The following is a 17,545-nucleotide window of genomic DNA, read 5'->3' as shown; positions in this document are numbered from 1 at the left end:
CGCACCAAACAGAATGAGATCACGAAGATCCGAGCTGCTCAACGACGCTTTGCGCGAGCTGCGAAACCGTATCGTTTTTCATAGGATCGAAAACTACACCGAGCTGCTTTTGCAGCGTCATGATGAGAAGAGCTTTCTTCATCGTTTCCGAACTGACTCCGGCGCAGTTGTTCGAAAGGTCTTGCAGCATCCCCCGCTTGTTCACTTCGAGAAGCTTCTCGATGCTCAATTTTGACAACTCGGCTATTCCATCGGTATCCGGGTTGTCTTCAACGAGAAAAAAACGATGGAGCACGAAAGCCTTGATGTTCTTCGATACGGCGATGAAATCATCGGGGTTTTCCCGTATATCGCGAAGGTAGTCGAGCGATTTTTCGTTCATTGCGCGAATCTGCTCCTTTATGGAGCTTGGCACCCCTTCGTCCATACGTCTCTCCTTCCGTAAAAAGGTTGGGACGAGCATCGCCCTCGATCGCCCCAACCCTAGATGGCCTTACTTCATTAAACCGTAATGACCTCGATGCCGAGCGAACGGCCGAGCGCTTCCATTTCCTTGGTGTAATCGCCGTAGACCGTAGCAAGGTGGTTTCCGACCTGCATCTGCTTCTGGAACAAATCGGCCTGATCGTCAACCGAAAACACGATAGCCGTGTTGCAGCTGTGCTGATGGAACCCGTTGCCGCACACGATGACCCCTTTCGTGACGAGCAGCTTGCTTCCGTCGGGAGAAAACCGCGCAACCGTGATGACCTTGCCTTTGTCGCGATTGAAATCATAGCGATACACCGCCCCGAAGCCCTTCTCCTCGGCAAAGTGGCGAAGCGAATACGGAGCGTCTTTTTCCGGATCGTTCATGCGCGGATTGGGCACGGAATGCACCATCATGTAGAGATGCCCCTCGTGCTCGTCGAGCAGCGGCATATCCTCTTCCTCGATGCCGCCGAGACCGAACGTCGCCCATTGCCCGTCGGATTCTTTCACGATCGGCATGGTGTTTCCCATGAAGCAGCGCTTCCCCGATACCGCAATGAGCGCCTGCTGGGTAATGACGGAGCAGGCATCGTATTCGCACGCGGAAGGAAGCCCTGCGCGCATGTTGAGCGAGTGGGCAAGGCAGAAGGTGAACTGCTCCTCGTTCAGCCTGCGCGTCGAGCAGCTATCGGGGCACGGCGCCGTGAACCCGTTGCAATCGAGCCTGTCCATGTGCTTGCGCACCGTCTTGAAGAACTTGAGCGAATTGACGACGTACTGCCGATCGACCTCGACCTCTTCCGCTCGCTCGATCAAATCATCGGCCATGGCCTCTATCTCTTTCATATCCTCATCGTCGATATCCCACGTGTCGCGGCCGGGCGTCGTGTGGTTTCCTCCCGGAAGCGCAGGCGAGGTCTGGTCGAGCAACTCGTGTATGCTGATATAGCGGAATCGGCAACCAAGGTTGTGGGTGAGCTCTTCGACATCGTATGCGCCGTCAACGCCGCTGAACGAAAGCGCTGCGCCGTTGCGCGGAGCCATGAGGATGCGCGAGGTTCTGACCACCTTGCGGGCGCGAAGGATGCGCAGCTGCCAGACCAGCTCGTCCCATGTCCTGAACCCGTAAAACTCGTATCCGCGGTTGCGGGCGTTGAGAGCGGCCGCCACCGAAGTGGTCGAGCAGGGATTCTCGTATTCGGGTTCGAGGCTGAAAGGCTTGTTGAAGCGCTCGCCGAACTCAACGGCTATGTCGTCGAGCCCCAGAAACGAATGGATGATGTAGAAATCGGTATCCCCCGTCGTCTGGGCAAGGCGATCCCACCATTCCTCTTCCTGATCCCAGTTGTCAGTCCGCTTGATACGGATGATATCGCGCACATCCGCCACTTCGTCCGGGATGTTGTCGGCGAGCTTTTTTTGGAACCGCTTGTACCATTCGGCATTCCTGATGGCGTCGAACCCGACCTCGAGAGCCTCCCCTTGACCGACACGGCACGGTCCCTCGTATTTATAGAGATGCTCCATCTCCAGAAAGATGGGCTGCACGTTGAGCCTGACGTCATCTGCTTTCGTAATCATAATCACTCCTCACTGCAGCGCGTATCCGCGCTTGACTTCTCGATATCTTGTCTGTTGTAAGGCCAATAGGGAAGCAGCCGAATCGGGATGACCCCGATTCGGCTGCTTCGATGCCTTTGCTGAAACGGGGCGTATGCGAGCGCTACGCCTACTGATGGTCTTCCTCGAGCTGGCGCGCTGCGATAGCGTCTTTACCCCAGACCTTCTTGTTAACCGTATTCATAACGGCAAACAGAATGCCGGCAACGGCCATAAGAACGCCGCAGACGACAACCGGGAAGTTCGTGGCGGCATCGGCACCGCCAACGCCCTGCAAGATGCCCATCCAGAACGATGAGCAAAAGTTGCCGAGATTGGTCGCGAACATAATAAGAGAAGCCGCCCATGCGAGTCCCGCAGCTTTCGTTACGAGACCGATCTCGAAGTTAACAAGGAAGTTAACCGTGCAGCCGAGGCCGACGAACACCATGCCGAGCGCGAACATCCATGCCGACGTGCCAAAGGCTATGCAGAACAAGCCGGCTGCCGTAATGAGGAAGAACACGCATGTTGTGTATTTGCCGAACAGTTTGATGTACTTGTCTCCGAAAATGCACGCTATCGCGGTAACGAGCACGAAAATGGTAAGCAGATTGCCTGCCATAGCGGCATCGCCCGCATTGTTTTCGGCCATAAGAACGGAAAGCTGCATGAGACCGGGTGACATGAAAAGCTGAAAGCAGAAATAGAAGATGACGATGAACCACGAAGTAGCCCCGAGCTTGACGCGCTTCGCCTGAGAAAACTCCTCGGCAGCAGAGGCGCCTTCTTCTTTGATTATTTCATCAACGGTCTTGGGTTCGCGGAAGCAGATGAGCATGATGACGAAGCCAACAAACACGAACAGATACGCGAGGAAGGTATACTTCCAGTTGACAGCGCACAGCCAACCGCCGAGCAGGGTCATGACAACCGAACCGCCCGATCCGAACGCCTGATTCCAGCTCAGATAACGCCCACGTTCCTGACGATTACGGATCATGCGCATGAACCAGGTCGACCCGAGCGGCATAATGAAGCCGATGCCAAATCCGGTCAATGCACGGATGGCGAGCACCGCAGCCAGAGAGTCGTTAATCCAGCACGGCAAAATGCCAAAAATGCCATATATCAACATACCGACGATGGCAACGGTCTTGAACTTGATTTTACTGTTCGCAATTGCACCGAACAGCAGGCAGCCAACCAGCGTGGTCAATGACGGCAGCGTGTTGATGAGGGATACAAGCCACTGCGGCTGGTCGGCGAACGCCTGAAACAACGAGTTCATGGCCGGTGTCGTTGCACTCGATCCGAACACAACCATCGTTACCGCCCATGTGCCTAGTGCGGCTTTTGTGGCTACCGGTGATTTAGTTTGCGCACTCATTCAATCCTCCTTGATGCGATTCTTTGGATTTCGTCTTACGTTTCCCAACAGATAGATGATGCCCAAATGCCCCCTTTCGCTTGAGCCGATGCGGAAATCGAGTTTCGTCCGATCTGAATCAAAACGGTACGACTCTCGAAGCTTCCGCGATTCCTGAAAACGGTACGAAAGGGCGCACGCAACATCGCTAATGAGTCGTAGTCGCCTCTATCGGCGAAAACATGCGCCCAAGTCCGCTTTAGTCAGACAGAACCCCTAGTTCTTCGATATCCCGCTTTTGCTCATTACGCCGCCGTCTTCATCGGGAGCCTGAGACATGACCGACATCGCCGCAGTCACATCGCCGACTTCGACAACCTCGACATCGGGTTCGCCGACGGGCGCCTCGACATCCAACTCCACAGCCGGCTTCTCCTTGTCAACGACTTCATTGCCCGCGACGCGGCGCAGCGGAATATCCCCGATGTTCAGGCTTTTTTCGAGCTTCACTTCCCGTGTCTCAACCTCATACCCCTCGGCTTCGACAGTTACCGTGTAGTCGCCCTCATCAATGCGCCTGAACCAGAAATCACCGAACTCATCAGATTCGGTGGCCATGTCGACGTCGCCGGAAAGCGTCACGCGCGCGCCTTCGATCACCTCGTCGATTGCGGGATCCCATACCTCCCCGCCGATGAACAGATGCGGCATGTTGAGGTAGTACACGCGCGGACCGTGCTCCCCGGAGGCCAAAACCTCGGCATGGTCCAATTCTTCGGCGAACTCGGATTCTTCGCCGAAGCGCAGGGCGCCCGTGGCGCAAACGTCAACGCAGTGCGGAAGTTCGCCCTCGTCAACAAGATGCGCGCATCCCGTGCACTTCTGCGGCACTTCGAGTTCCTCGTTCCAATAGATGGCCCCGTAAGGGCACGCATCGACCAGAGCCTTGTTTCCCTTCGCTTTGATCGGATCGACGATGACGAGCCCGTCTTCGCGCTTGTACACCGCTTCAGGGGCAGCCGCCATGCAGGGTGCGTTGTCGCAGTGGTTGCAGAAATGCGGCGTGTATTCAACGCGGACCTTCGGTACCTGGCCATGATCGGTCTGCGTCATCTTGCACCAGAAGTGGCCGGTATCGGGTTGGGGCAGCGCATAGGGCAGCCACTCGTTGTTCCAGTGCTCGTCTTTGCAGGCAAGCTGGCAACCGTAGCAGCCGTTGCACTTGAACGAATCGAATACAAATACCTTCATGGTTTTCTCCTCTTCCTAAACCAGCCAATTGTCGATTTTCACGCCCGTTGCGTTGAAGTCTCGCCCGAACGCCTCGGGATACCGCTCGGCAAGCTCGAACACATCGACCTTCTCGAAATCGACCAGATAGCCGCTCGTCACTTCCGCATTCGTGTTCTTCATAGCCACTTCGGAGGGCGCTATGAGGTTGTTGGCTCCCCCGCGATCGGCCTCCCCCACCTTGATGGGATCGAGTCGCGCGCCGTGATCCTGGTATATGACGCCGGGCTTGATGCGCTCGGTCACGTATGCGCCCCCGAGCACCCAGCCGCGATCGTTGAATATCTTGACGACGTCGCCTGTTGCGATGCCGTGGGGCTCGGCATCAACCGGATTGATCCACACGGGTTCGTACAGGTATCCGTCAGGGCCTTTCACCTTGCAGGTCTCGATCTCGCGGAACCAGGTGATATCGTCCATGTTCGCATGCACGCGCCAACGCGGATGGTTCGACACGATGAGGTACGGATACTGCTTGCCGCGCTCGGTGAGCAGCGATTCGGACAAACGGTCGTCGGCGGCGATGAACTTCGGAAACGGCGGGCGCGATTCGTCATCGGGGAAATGATGCGCGAGCGCCGTCGAATAGAACTCGAGCTTGCCTGAAGGCGTGCCGAGGGGATTGGCCTCGGGGTCTTCGCAAAACGGCGCGAACCCGCGGGGGTTTTCCTCCCAGCCCTCGGAGGTCGGAGCCGCGTAATAGCCCTTCTCTTTGAATTCCTCCCAACTCACACGCTCTTGGCAACCCGAATTCTCGAAGCCCTCGCGAATCCACTCCTCTTCGGTTTTACCGCCGGTGAACTCGTCGTAGACGCCCATCTTCTTCGCCACCTCGCCGACCGCTTCGTAATCCGATTTCGATTCGCCGCGCGGCTCGATGCACCGAGGCTCGATCATCATGACGTTGGTGTACCCGTTGGACGAATCAACCGCGATGTCCCGTTCTTCGAACTTCGTGTTGATGGGCAGCAGGATATCGGCATAGATGCAATCGTTTTCCATCCACGGATGCTGGATGAGCACGAACTCGATTTCCTCCGATTGGACCGCCTTCGCAAGCGTGTAGCCCCCGTTCCAACACGTCGACCAGCACGGCGTGTCGGACCAGATCATATGGATGCGCGTGCCGGCCGTTTCGCTCGGGTATTTGTACTGGACGAACTGATCTTCCTTCGGCCAACCCGCGATGCCCGTGCCGTACCAGGTAAGCGGGTTGTCAACCGTGTAGTCGCCGAGGATCGCCTTCGGAACCATGGTTTTGGGGATGAACGACTGGCGAATATCCCACACTTCAGGGTTGTTGTAGTCGAGCGAGCGATACGCCGCGGCGGGCATCATGTAGAGATCGCTGCGCGGGTTCGGGCACTGCGACGGCAGCCCGTAGAGGCCCCATTCGATCAGCTTGATCACGTTGCGGCCGGGTTTGCCGAGTCCCTGCATGCCCATGAGCACCACTTCCATGCGCCCGGGCTCCGCCGAGAACTGCGAGCGGATGAGGGAGCCGCCGTTGACGTGCGATATCGACGTCGCCCGCTTGTACCAGGCTTTGGCAAGGGCCTTTATCTGCCGCGAGGGAACGCCGCAGATCGGAGAAGCCCACTCGGGCGTCTTGGCAACGCCGTCTTCGCCACCCATGACGTAGTATTTGATCCAGTCGAATCCGACCGCGTGCGTATCGAGGTATTCCTGGTCGTACCAGCCGTTTGCGATCCAGGTGTAGGCGATGGCCATATGGAGGGCCACATCGGTATTCGGGTTGACGGGAATCCACTTGTCGGCATGCACGGCAGCGCCGTAGTTCACATCGGGGCACACGTAGATCTGCTTGACGCCCACCTCGGTGAGCCAGAAAGCCCACCTTGAGGGAAGTTGGCCGCACCAGCCCCACGGCGTCGTCTCCTCGTCGCAACCCCAATGGAGCAGATACTTCGAGTTCTCGGCGATATCGAGCAAAAGGTTGCCGATGTCGCCCTCGCCCACCGGATCGCATCCCCACACGTGCTTCGCGCCCCAGTACCAACCTTCCCAGCTATCGGGGTTGCGCGCCTGAAACGTGAATCCGCCGAGTATCGACATGAGCCGCATCTGGCAGCCGTGCGTCGCGTGCACGGTCTTGGTTTCCCCGTGCCCGTCGCCCTGGCAGAATACGGCGAACAAACCGTACTCCTTTTCGATGCGGCGGAGTTCCTTCGCAATGATATCGGTTGCCTCGTCCCAGCTGATGCGTTCGAACTTCGACTTACCGCGATTCTGCGGGTTCCGCTCGCCCTCCGGATCCCAATCGACGCGCTTCATGGGGTACAGGATGCGGTTATCGGAATACGCGCGCTTCTTGTACACCAGGGCGAACGGCGGAATATCGTTTTTCAGCAGCCCCTCGAGCTTTTTGCCTTTCACCTCGAGCGTCCAGGGTTTGAGATAATCGGCGCCGTAAGAACGATCGAAATGCATGCCTCTCGTGCGAACGATCTTGCCGTCCTTGACGTCGATTTCCGCCGACAGCGCGCTCATGCCGAAGCTGCCGAGACCAAGCGTCTTGTAGTATGTTTTCGTATCCTTCACCTGCACTCCTCCTACACGATCCAGTTGTCGATCAGCACGCCGCCATCGTCGCGTTGGCGTCCGAATTCTTCGGGGTGCTCCTCGGCCAACTTGAATACATCGACCTTCTCGATACCGACGAGAAAACCGCTCGTCACTTCTCCGACGGCGTTCTTCGACGTCGTCGCGGTCGGGGCGATGAGGTTGTTGGCACCGCCACGATCGCTTTTCCCCGCCACAATTGCATCGACGCGCGCTCCATGATCTTGCAACACCGAGCCAGGCATGATGCGCTCGGTCACGTAGACGCCGCCGAGCACCCAGCCGCGCTCATTGAATATCTTCACCACGTCACCGGTCCGCACGCCCTCGCGCTCGGCGTCGACGGGGTTGAGCCAAACCGGTTCGTAAAGGTAGCCGTCGGGGCCTTCGACCTTGCAGGTTTCTATCTCGCGCAGCCACGTGATGTCATCGAGCTGGGCATGGCAGCGCCAGCGAGGGTGGTTCGACACGATGAGGTACGGGTATCGTTCCGCGCGCGGAGTGCCAAGGCGCTCGGACGGATGATTGATGCCGGCTTCAACCCACTGAGGGTAAGGCGGTCGTTCTTTGTCATCAGGGAAATGCGCAGCCAGCTCTTCGGAATAAAAGTTGATAAGCCCGTTTTTCGTCTGCATTGGATGGGCTTGAGGGTCTTCCGCAAAAGGCGCATGGCCGCGAGGATCGTCCTCCCAATCCTTGGCCGTGGGAATGATGAAGTACTCCTTCTCCCTAAACTCATCGTAATCGAGATATTCCTGGCATCCAGACGTCTCGAAGCCGGCCCTGATGGAGTCCTCGATCGATTCCCCATGGGTGAACTGCTCGTAGATGATGGGGCCAAACCGCTTTGCGACTTCGCAGGCGATCTCGTAATCGCTTTTGGATTCACCGATGGGATCGATGCAGCGACCCTCGTAGACAATGTAGTTGAAATCGCCGCTCGACGTATCGCAGTTGATATCCTCTTCTTCGAACTTGGTGTTCACGGGCAAGAGCAAATCGGCAAACTGGCAATCATTTTCGAACCAGATATGCTCGGTGCAGATGAACTCGATGCTCGGATGACGGTACGCCTCGATAGCCGCATTGCCACCGTTCCAGCACGTCGTCCAACATGGCGCATCGGACCAGATCATATGGATGGGCTCAGCTCCGGGCAAGGGGTACTGGTAATGATAGAACTGCTGGTCAGCCGGAAAACTCGCATCGGGGAACGAATACCACGTCAGCGGGTTCTCAGCGGTCCACCCACCCGTTACCGCCTCGGGAAACATGGTTTTGGGAATGAACGACTTCTTGAAACCCATAAGCCATCCCTTGTAAGCTCCGCCAGGATACGGAATGAGCTCGCTGCGAGGTCCGGGCATGGCGCTCTTCTGACCCATCATCTGCCATTCGATAAACTTCATGACGTTGCGACCCGGCTTGCCAATGGCCTGCATACACATCGCAAGCACTTCGAGTCGGGCGGGTTCGTGCGAATAAATCGACCGGATATAGGACCCACCGTTGCCGTGGCCGATAGCCGTACGGTTCTTATGCCAAGCACGTGCCAGCGCCTTGATCTGACGGGAGGGAACGCCGCATTTCCCCTCAGCCCACTTGGGGGTCTTCGGCACACCGTCTTCCTTTCCGAGCACGTAATCGAAGAAGATGTCGTAGCCGTAGGCGTGGGTTTCAACGTACTCCCTATCCCACAGCCCCTCATCAAGCCAGGTATATATGACAGCAAGCTGCAAAGCGGCGTCGGTGTTGGGCTTTACGGGAATCCACTTGTCGGCGTGCACGGCTGCTCCATAGTTCACATCAGGGCATACATACACCTGCTTGATACCGAGATCGGTGAACCAGTAGCACAGCTTGCTCGACTGCTGCCCCTCCCACGACCACGTAGTCGTTTCCATGTCGCACCCCCACAGGAGAAGCATCTCAGTGTTTTGAGCCACGTCCATCCATAGGTTGTACTGGTCGGCTTGACCGAGCGGCGCCTGACCCCAAACATGCTTGGCACCCCAGTGCCACCCCTCCCAGCTATCGGGCTGGCGACCTTGGTAGGTGTACCCGCCGAACAGATCGAGCAGGTTGGTTTGGCATCCGTGGGCGGCATGAACCGTTTTGGTCTCGCCGTGTCCGTCGATTTGGCAATAGATGGAGTACGGACCGTACAGTTTATGGATTCTGCGGATTTCGGATACGAGGATATCGAGTGCTTCGTCCCATGAAATGCGCTCGAATTTCGACTTGCCGCGGTTTTGGGGGTTACGCTCGCCATTGGGATCCCAATCGATGCGTTTGAGCGGATACAGGATACGATTAGTGGAATATGCACGCTTCTTGTACACGAGCGAAAACGGCGGGATAAGGCTTTTCATGGAGGCCTTGTATTCCGTTCCTTTCGCATGTATCGTCCATGCATTCATCTGCTCAGGCGTGTAGTGCTTGTCGTAGCGAAACGGGCGGGTGCGGACAATCCTTCCATCCCTAACGTCCACTTCGCATGTGTTCGAGTTAACCCCTCCCCCACAGAAGCCAAGCCCCTTGTAATATGTCTTGATTTCTTCGTTACCCATAGTGCACCTTTCAGTCGGCGGCTTCCGGCGCGCCTACGCTTCCTCTTCGTAGTCGTTGTGAACGCCCCACATGGATTTGGGAATCGCTTTTCCGGCAAACCAGCCGAGGTCGACATCTCCCTCGCCTTCTTCAACGTCGAGAAGCTTGTTAATGGGGTTGTACCCTTCGACGTTGACGATCGATACGACATACGACCCAGGCGGCACATCGTCGAAATAGAATGCTCCGTTTTCAAGCAACGCCGTAGACATCTCAGCATCGCCCGATATGAGCACGTCTCCTCCAGTCGTGACGTACTGCATGGTGATCTCGTCTGCCATGTATCCGGATACTCGTGGCATATAACCTCCTTAAATCCCCGTCTTGTTTTTCAAGTACACGGTGATTGTCGGCAGATCGACGCATGCACATAAGGGCAACGAGGTACGAAAACGGCTGAAAAGGCATCGACATTTAGTATTAGAATTCAAAAAAGACATCATTACGCCTGGTTAAAGACGTGTTATGTATGAACAGGTAATCAGAGCCGCACTACGGAGTCGGCGTAACTGCGCTGAGCAAAAGGCGGTTTACCCAATGGGAGATTTTGTTCCTTGAAAAAAGACCCGGGCTCTCGCAGCGAAAACCCCAAGATGAGCCATTGGATTATCCGCAATCTGTTCGCATGCATCCCTCGGCGCCCAAGGCTTCGGTATCAATTCCAAGCTCTCGCCCACCACCAACATCGCGAAGAGCACGAAGGGCAACGAGGAGCGAGCCAACAAACTCATCGGTCTTCGCACCCCAGCATTCGAAGCCGGCATGAGTTGCGCAACACGAATGTTTTTGGCCGTTTGAAGCGCTCTATGCAGCGAAAAGTCGCTTCCAAGCTGAAGGAACCCTTTTCACGAACAGATGCGCAACAGCCAATCGCATCAAAACCCAAGAGAACGAAAGCATGGGAATGGGATTCCGCGTCATCCGTTTTTCTGGAGACCGCCAAGGTCGGCCAACCCCAGAGAAGATCCTTGCCCGTCAACTTGCAGGAAATCTTCGAAACCGCATATCAATGCGACTTCTTTTACTTCTTGAGGAATTCCGCCTCGACGATGTCGATGAGCTGTTGTTGGCTGTGAATGCCCATTTTTTGGTAAAGATTATATGTATGCGTCCGCACCGTGCTGGGAGCAATGTAGAGAACCGCATGAATGTACTGCCGATCACGCCCGCGGGACAGCAGCAGGAATATCTCGCTCTCACGCGCCGAAAGGCCATATCGTTCGGAGAGGCGATCGCACACCTCTTCCCATTCCCCCATGACCGACCTAAACGCATCGTAGTTCTTTCCCGGCTCCGCATCCTGGAGCAACTCGGTTTCGGTACGAAAGAACGACAGGATGCTGATGCTGACCAAAAGAACGGCAATCAGAAAAAAACAGTATGGACCCAATCGAGGATCGATGACGAACTGCACCACCGAACCAACAAGCCACCCGAGAGCGCTTCCCACCATATCAGCGGTACGCGATTCGCAGCTGAACAGATCATACGTCCTGTTGAATTCGTGGTCGCCTTTTCCGGAATCGGCATAGGCGGTATTCATTACGTTATAGCTGTTAACAACAAAGAAGATCACGAAAAGAAGCGCTATCTTCCCGCCATCGTTCACGATCGAGAACAGAAACAAGCAGAGCACGGCAAAAGGAAGAAAACCCATGAACATGCTTCTTCCAACCCGAAGGCGCCCCGACTTCAACAGCGCATACATACCGACTCCTGCCGTAATCGACGACACGCCAACGAATATGTAGGAGTATTGCATGATGGAAAACTGCGTACCGATCGAACCCGCCACGCCCATAATGAACCCGTAAGAAAAGATAAACACAGTCGAACCCTTGCCCAACACTTTACGCATATTGGTTAGAGCCGTAGGATTCTTGACCTGCTCGGGCTCCTCGACGGCCAATCCGTCTTTCCGACCCAAGCACATTACCCATACCGTAAGCATCACCAAAGGAAGCACCATAATGAGAACCGCTGCCGCTGGGCGTTGCATAAAAGCAAACAGCACATACATTGCTCCCGAAAAAATACAGCTTGCAGCTATGTTCACAACGCCCTGCTGGGAATTCGATTTCGTTGACATATCGTATCCCCAGATCAACATCATAACGGCAGTCGAAAAGCCAGCTCCCGCCCAAAACGCGTAATACAACACGGGAAACGCGTTGCAAAACTCGGCGAAGGCAGGAACAACATTTCCGAGCATCGGCAGTGGGGATACGGCTGTGCCGATAGACACTGCAACGATTTTGAGCGTTCTTTTATGAACGATATAGGGAAAGAACTGGACGACGAGATATACCGCGCAAAGAGCAAGCAGGAAAAGCAACCTGAGCACATGAACCTGCAAATCCATGCCGTTCTCGAGAAAGTACGTGGGAGCCGCGCTCGGACTCCACAGGAGCGCACCGAACCACGTTATCGCCAGTGCAATTCCAATGCTTTCGAGATTGAGATTTTTGAAGCCGGCGCCCACAGCCCCATCAGGCGCAGCAGCCTTTTCGTTGCCAGACATAGTCCCCCTTTACGTCAAGCCCCAATGCGAACGATCGACGAAAGTTCGCCATGCAGCATCAGCTCCGGGAGTCGGCTGTCCCTGAATCGCATTGCATAGCCGATGCCGTGCACGATTGTATCAATTCGAGGGTAAAAAACCATCGCTGTTTAGTCGTAGAGAGACAAACGGCCCAGTCTCGGAGATGATTAATCGAGGGAGACAAGAGACGCTGCGAAGCAATCAGGTTGGCCGACCGCACGTCCGATCATTCGTCTTCTCGAGAATCATCGCCTCCCTTGCCCGCAGACTCGAACGCCACATGCCCGCAATCTGCGCACACGCCGGTCTTTCCGTCGACGACGCCGCCGCACTTCAGGCAGGGGATATCGGGCGGCGGCGTGTACAGGGGGCTATCCTCGTTGAACTTTCCGCAGCGACCGCATTGGGTACAGGGGTAGCACATCGCTGCATCCCTCAGACAAGATCAACGAGTTCGACCCAATACTCGAGCGTCTTCCCAGCAAACGGATGGTTCATGTCTATCTTCACGCCATCCTTCGTCACATCGGTAACGCGAGCCGGACGCTGAGACTGGTTCTCGGGGTTTGTCCATACGAGAATCGATCCCCGCTCAAGAGAATACCCGTCCTCGAGAGCCGTCCTGAGATACCACTGCGCGGCCTTATCGTCATACACGCCGTAACCGAGCTCGCTGGGAATCACCAGATTCCGCTTTTCGCCTATCTTCATATCGAAAAGCGCATCCTCGATACCCTTCGGTATGCGATGATCGCCGATGACCACGGCAAGGGGCTCTCCTTTTGAGCGATCGTCGATCAATTCGGGTTCTCCCTGCGCGCCTCCGCGATACCGTATATAAGCTATCTTTCCAAGCCGTTCGTTATCCATACAACCCCGCTTTCCCTATGCAGTGCCTTCCAAGCCCAAAGCGAGAACGGCAAAGCGAACTCAATCGACGACGCTTACCCGCCTGATCGATACGGACCCCGCACAGCCGTCCGGCACAACCTGCAGACGCCCGCCACGCACAACCACGTGCATGGCGGGCACGCCTTTACTATCTAGAGGTCTTCTTCAACCTCAAACTCGCCCACTTTCGCATCATGACGATGTGCGCCGAATGCCGCTTCACCGGTACCGTCAACCTCGACATGGGCCGCATGATGCCCGTCGGTTTTGTTTTCCTTATGCACAAACTCGCCGCGAGCCTCACGCGGTTTGTACTGGGGAACAATCAAGAGCTGCTTCGGTTTATCCTCAAGCTTCTTCGAGAGCTCCTCGACTGTGCCGTAATAGATGATGCCCGACAAGCAATGGTGAGCGCATATGGGCTCCTTGCCCTTGCCCGTGCGCTCCGCGCATAGATCGCACAAGTCGGTCGGCATCGGAAACGTATTCCAGTTCCAGTTGTCGTTATCGTCCATCTTCCAAGGCCCGTCGGCCAAAAGCGTGATGCCGCTTTTGCCAACCGGATAATCGTGCTCCTCCTTGCAGGAGACCACGCACGATCCGCAGTTCGTGCAGTACTCGTAATCGATCAGAAGTCCGTACGTTGTCATGTCTACACCAGCTTTCCGAATTTTTCCCAGATCAGGTTCATATCGGTGTCATAGCTCTCGACGATAGGCTCGCAAGCGCAGATCAGACACTTGTTGGGAGCGCCGAAGCCGAGCTTGCCCATATGGCCGTTGGGAAGGAGGTTGTTAATGTTCGAGCGGAAGTTTCCGTAGAGGTTGGGCTCGCTTCCATCCTCCTCGGGGAACCACCATGCATGCTGCGCATGAATGGTCTTCTCGTCGACGATTTCGGATACCTTCGCCTTCATGAGGCACTCGCCGAACTGGTTCCAGAGACGCACCCATTGCCCGTCCGCGACGCCGAGGCTCCTCGCAGTCGCCGGATTGATCTCGCAGATCGGATCGGGATTGAGTTCGCGCAGGTAGGCAATCTGGCGATGCTCGGAGTGGAAGAACGCCGTCGTGCGTGCGCCCGTGGTGAGGATGAAGGGGTACTCCTCCATAAGGTCGGGCGAGTTGACCGGGCCGAACTCGGGCTCAATGTAGTATGGCAGCGGATCGTCACCGAACTGATGGAACGCCGTCGACCACAGCTCGACGCGACCAGTCGGAGTCGCGAACCCAGGCTGCCCATCGGCGCGCAAGAGCCCTTTTTCGTACTTGTAGTAATCAATCGGAACCTGAGCGACCACGCATTGCGACACCTTATCGAAGTACTCGCCATGCTCCTGAACGCCGAGACGGAAGTGCTCGACGAGCTCGTGAGCATTCGCCCACTTCTCGAAGCGCTCGGGATGCAAGTGCTTGCCGAGCTCGTAAGCAAGCTCCATATCGGAAGGCAGCCCGCCGCAATCGACTGCCTTATGCATGAATCCCGCAGTTACAGTGCACGGCGCATAGTGCGTGAACACCGTTCCCTCGCGCTCGGCGACGGTCGCAATAGGCAGGAACAGGTCGCAGCTCGACTCGATCGAAGCGTTCATGAACGTGTCGATGCCGATGCAGAACTCGAGCGACTTGACGATGGCGTCATGCCACCGTTTGGGCTCCATCGAGGTACAGGTCATAAGGTTGTTGCCCATGTAGAAACCCATGCGGATCGGATAGGGCTCGTCTGTTTCGAGCGTTTCGAGCATGAGATCCGCCTGCGCGTTAAGGATCATGTTGCAGTATGCAGGGTACTGATCCAGCCCGATCATCTTACTCATAAGCTCGTCACCGATGCTTTCCGCATAGCCGAACCCGAGCTCATTGTGCCCGGCATCGGCACCGGGAAGGAGCTGTCCACCCGGACGGTCAAGGTTGCCGGTAATCGCTTGCAGCGCGATGATGCACTGACCGTTTTGCATGCCGTCCGTCTTCTGGTCGACGGCGAGCCCCCACATGATTGCAGCGGGCTTGGCGTTAGCGTACATGCGCGCCGCCGCATAGATCTTCTCGATAGGAAGCTCGCAGATCTCGGCAGCCTTCTCGGGCGGCATCTCCTTTACGCGCTCAGCGAGTTCGTCGAAGCCGTAGCACCAATACTCGACGAAGTCGTGATCATAGAGATCTTCGGATATGATGATGTTGAGCATAGCCATACCGAGCGCCGTGTCGGTGCCGGCACGCAGTTGCAGATGGATGTCAGCGCGCGTGGAAAGCCAGTTCACGCGCGGATCGATGTTGATGATACGGGTGCCACGGCGCATCGCGTCGATGACCGCATGCCCAAAGAAGCCGTCGGGGTTGCTCTCGAGCGGAGCCTTGCCCCAGAGCATAATGACCTCGGTTTGCACATAGCGCTCGTCATCCCAACGGCCAGGAAGCGCGCCCGCATAATCCCACTCGGGGTACGTGCAACCGGTAATATAGGCTACGGCAGCCAGGCGCGGCGTGTAGCACGCGTATCCCGACTGGGTGTAGCAGTAGTTCGGCGTCCCGAACACCATCGTGGGATACAGGCTCATCGTGCCGCCTTCACGGCCCGTGCCGGAAAAGCCCACGACGCTCTCGTAGCCGTACTGCGAAGTGATGCGCTCGTAGTTCTCCTTGACGATGTCGAACGCCTCTTCCCACGATATCTCTTCCCACTTATCCGCTTTGCCACGATCTTCTCGGGCGCGCTTCATGGGATGGATGATGCGTGCAGGATTGTACACGTAATCTTTCAGCGCGATGCACCGGGGACACAGGCGCCCCTGCGTAACCGGGTGGTTCTCGTCGCCTTCAACCTTCACCAACCGACCTTCGTCGTTGACGTAGAGCTTAAGACCGCATCCCACAGGATGGCACCCCGGAGGCGACCAGGGGCAAGTGCGGGTAACGGTGAGTCCCTCGTCCTCGTAGCGCCATGGCTTACCGATGTCGTTGACATCTGAAAGCGAATCCAGTTTTACAACGGCAGCAGCCTTGTAATCCTCTTCTCGCATGTTATCGCTCCTTCTCGTATTGCATTTTCGTTTTACCTACCAGCGACCGCATCCGAATCAGCGCACAAAGCGCGCTTGCCCGGAAATGGCCGCATCATCGAGCACGCGAACCCTGAACTCCGCAATACCCGAATAGGTATTCGGTTCGATGACCACGTGCCAGCGATCTTCTTTTGGCAGGGGGAACCGATACGGCGAGGCGTGCAGACGTCCCTGAAATGCCATCGGCTCCTCCCCTGCCTTGTAGCGACGATAATTCTCATCGTCGAGCACGCGCACCATGACCGATCGGGTAATCTCGATCACGATGCTCTTGCCGGGCCCCGCTTCGCCGAGATCGTACTCGACGGCTTTCGGGTCCCAGCCGCGCCCGTCAGGTCCAAGCCCGCTCATCGTCTCCTCCTGCCTTCGCTGCTCCGCCGAGCTCCTGCACTTCCATTTCCAACCAACCGCGCGTCATGCGAACGAGTCCCGGATAGAAATCGGTCTCGGCAAAGCTCATGACCGCCGATTCGAAGGCCCCGATCCACGCAAGCGGATGCGATTCGATGAACTCGAGCTCGCGTTTACGCAGATCGAGTACCGTAGCTTCCTCTTTCGCCTCAAGGGCTGAAAGCTCTTTGCCAACGAGGTGCTGCAGGTACTCGAGCTCGCAGGCGATATGGTCGTCAGCGACGATTCTTTCGCGCATCGGCATAAAGCCCGAGCAGCGGTACTCGGCGGCAACGCTCGCCGAAGCGCCCCCGGCAAGCGTCTTGCTCCCCGAAACGTATACCGACTCGTACGGATACGCCGCAAGCATGCCGGTGCTCTCGTCATCGCGCTCTGGATTCGATCCATAGCCCAGAAAAGCAAGACAGTAATCGATGGCAAGCACTGATCTATTCCGATCGACGTCGTCGACTCCGTCGAGAAACCCCCTGATAAGTTGGTATCCCTCGTTGAAATGGGCGTTTTCCATCGGCTCGATAACCGGGCTTTCGACAAGGACCCTCAGTAAGGAGGCATCGAGTTCGGATCGGAACAAACGTGAAAGCATCGCATAGTTTTCGAAGCGGTCTTCGGCAGCCCCAATGCGGGCGGCTCCCGTTGTTTCGAATTCGCTCATCGCGCCTCCTTCGGCTCACCTGCCGAGGTCGGCTTGCGTCGACCTCGGCCCAAACGTCGCTCA

14 protein-coding genes are annotated in these 17,545 nt (G+C 56.5%); all 14 read right to left on the bottom strand.

The genetic code is table 11. From position 1 onward, the window contains the following. Window positions 1–19: 19 nt before the first annotated feature. The 14 genes from C1719_RS05950 to C1719_RS05880 all read right to left on the bottom strand — a co-directional run bounded on the left by C1719_RS05950 (window position 20) and on the right by C1719_RS05880 (window position 17,482). A complete protein-coding gene (locus tag C1719_RS05950) occupies window positions 20–427 on the bottom strand; it encodes a hypothetical protein (protein ID WP_102374284.1) in 408 nt (135 codons plus the stop codon). A gap of 74 nt (window positions 428–501) precedes the next feature. Further along, complete coding sequence (locus C1719_RS05945; protein ID WP_102374283.1) at window positions 502–2,052, bottom strand: fucose isomerase; 1,551 nt, start codon at window positions 2,050–2,052, stop codon at window positions 502–504. Between the two features lie 148 nt (window positions 2,053–2,200). Beyond that, window positions 2,201–3,460, bottom strand: a complete 1,260-nt coding sequence (locus C1719_RS05940) for an MFS transporter (RefSeq protein ID WP_102374282.1) — start codon at window positions 3,458–3,460, stop codon at window positions 2,201–2,203. A 255-nt stretch (window positions 3,461–3,715) separates the two neighbouring features. Further along, a complete protein-coding gene (locus C1719_RS05935; RefSeq protein ID WP_102374281.1) occupies window positions 3,716–4,690 on the bottom strand; it encodes a 4Fe-4S dicluster domain-containing protein in 975 nt (324 codons plus the stop codon). A gap of 15 nt (window positions 4,691–4,705) precedes the next feature. Then, window positions 4,706–7,291 (bottom strand): molybdopterin-dependent oxidoreductase, encoded by a 2,586-nt coding sequence (locus C1719_RS05930; protein ID WP_245874383.1) that lies wholly within the window; start codon window positions 7,289–7,291, stop codon window positions 4,706–4,708. 11 nt (window positions 7,292–7,302) lie between these two features. Continuing rightward, window positions 7,303–9,882: a molybdopterin-dependent oxidoreductase gene (locus C1719_RS05925; RefSeq protein ID WP_102374280.1), complete on the bottom strand. Its 2,580-nt coding sequence runs from the start codon at window positions 9,880–9,882 to the stop codon at window positions 7,303–7,305. A gap of 33 nt (window positions 9,883–9,915) precedes the next feature. After that, window positions 9,916–10,224 carry a hypothetical protein gene (locus tag C1719_RS05920; RefSeq protein WP_102374279.1) on the bottom strand — a complete coding sequence of 103 codons (309 nt, stop codon included), beginning with the start codon at window positions 10,222–10,224 and terminating at the stop codon, window positions 9,916–9,918. A gap of 719 nt (window positions 10,225–10,943) precedes the next feature. Further along, window positions 10,944–12,443: a helix-turn-helix transcriptional regulator gene (locus C1719_RS05910; RefSeq protein ID WP_102374277.1), complete on the bottom strand. Its 1,500-nt coding sequence runs from the start codon at window positions 12,441–12,443 to the stop codon at window positions 10,944–10,946. 247 nt (window positions 12,444–12,690) lie between these two features. Further along, window positions 12,691–12,888, bottom strand: coding sequence for a hypothetical protein (locus C1719_RS05905; RefSeq protein ID WP_102374276.1), 198 nt, complete (start codon window positions 12,886–12,888; stop codon window positions 12,691–12,693). 11 nt (window positions 12,889–12,899) lie between these two features. Further along, on the bottom strand, window positions 12,900–13,334 hold the full coding sequence (locus C1719_RS05900) for an FKBP-type peptidyl-prolyl cis-trans isomerase (protein ID WP_102374275.1): 435 nt from the start codon (window positions 13,332–13,334) through the stop codon (window positions 12,900–12,902). Between the two features lie 173 nt (window positions 13,335–13,507). Continuing rightward, complete coding sequence (locus tag C1719_RS05895) at window positions 13,508–14,005, bottom strand: oxidoreductase (RefSeq protein WP_102374274.1); 498 nt, start codon at window positions 14,003–14,005, stop codon at window positions 13,508–13,510. A gap of 2 nt (window positions 14,006–14,007) precedes the next feature. Further along, window positions 14,008–16,374 carry a molybdopterin-dependent oxidoreductase gene (locus C1719_RS05890; RefSeq protein ID WP_102374273.1) on the bottom strand — a complete coding sequence of 789 codons (2,367 nt, stop codon included), beginning with the start codon at window positions 16,372–16,374 and terminating at the stop codon, window positions 14,008–14,010. Window positions 16,375–16,431: 57 nt separating this feature from the next. After that, window positions 16,432–16,767, bottom strand: a complete 336-nt coding sequence (locus C1719_RS05885; protein WP_102374272.1) for a DUF1883 domain-containing protein — start codon at window positions 16,765–16,767, stop codon at window positions 16,432–16,434. Next, window positions 16,748–17,482, bottom strand: a complete 735-nt coding sequence (locus C1719_RS05880; RefSeq protein ID WP_102374271.1) for a TorD/DmsD family molecular chaperone — start codon at window positions 17,480–17,482, stop codon at window positions 16,748–16,750. The genes C1719_RS05885 and C1719_RS05880 overlap by 20 nt, the downstream gene beginning before the upstream one ends. Window positions 17,483–17,545: the final 63 nt, after the last annotated feature.

It is taken from the genome of Raoultibacter massiliensis (assembly GCF_900199545.1).
Lineage (GTDB): Bacteria > Actinomycetota > Coriobacteriia > Coriobacteriales > Eggerthellaceae > Raoultibacter > Raoultibacter massiliensis.
The sequence above is the reverse complement of the archived record's forward strand: the minus strand, read 5'-3'. Positions and strand labels throughout refer to the sequence as shown.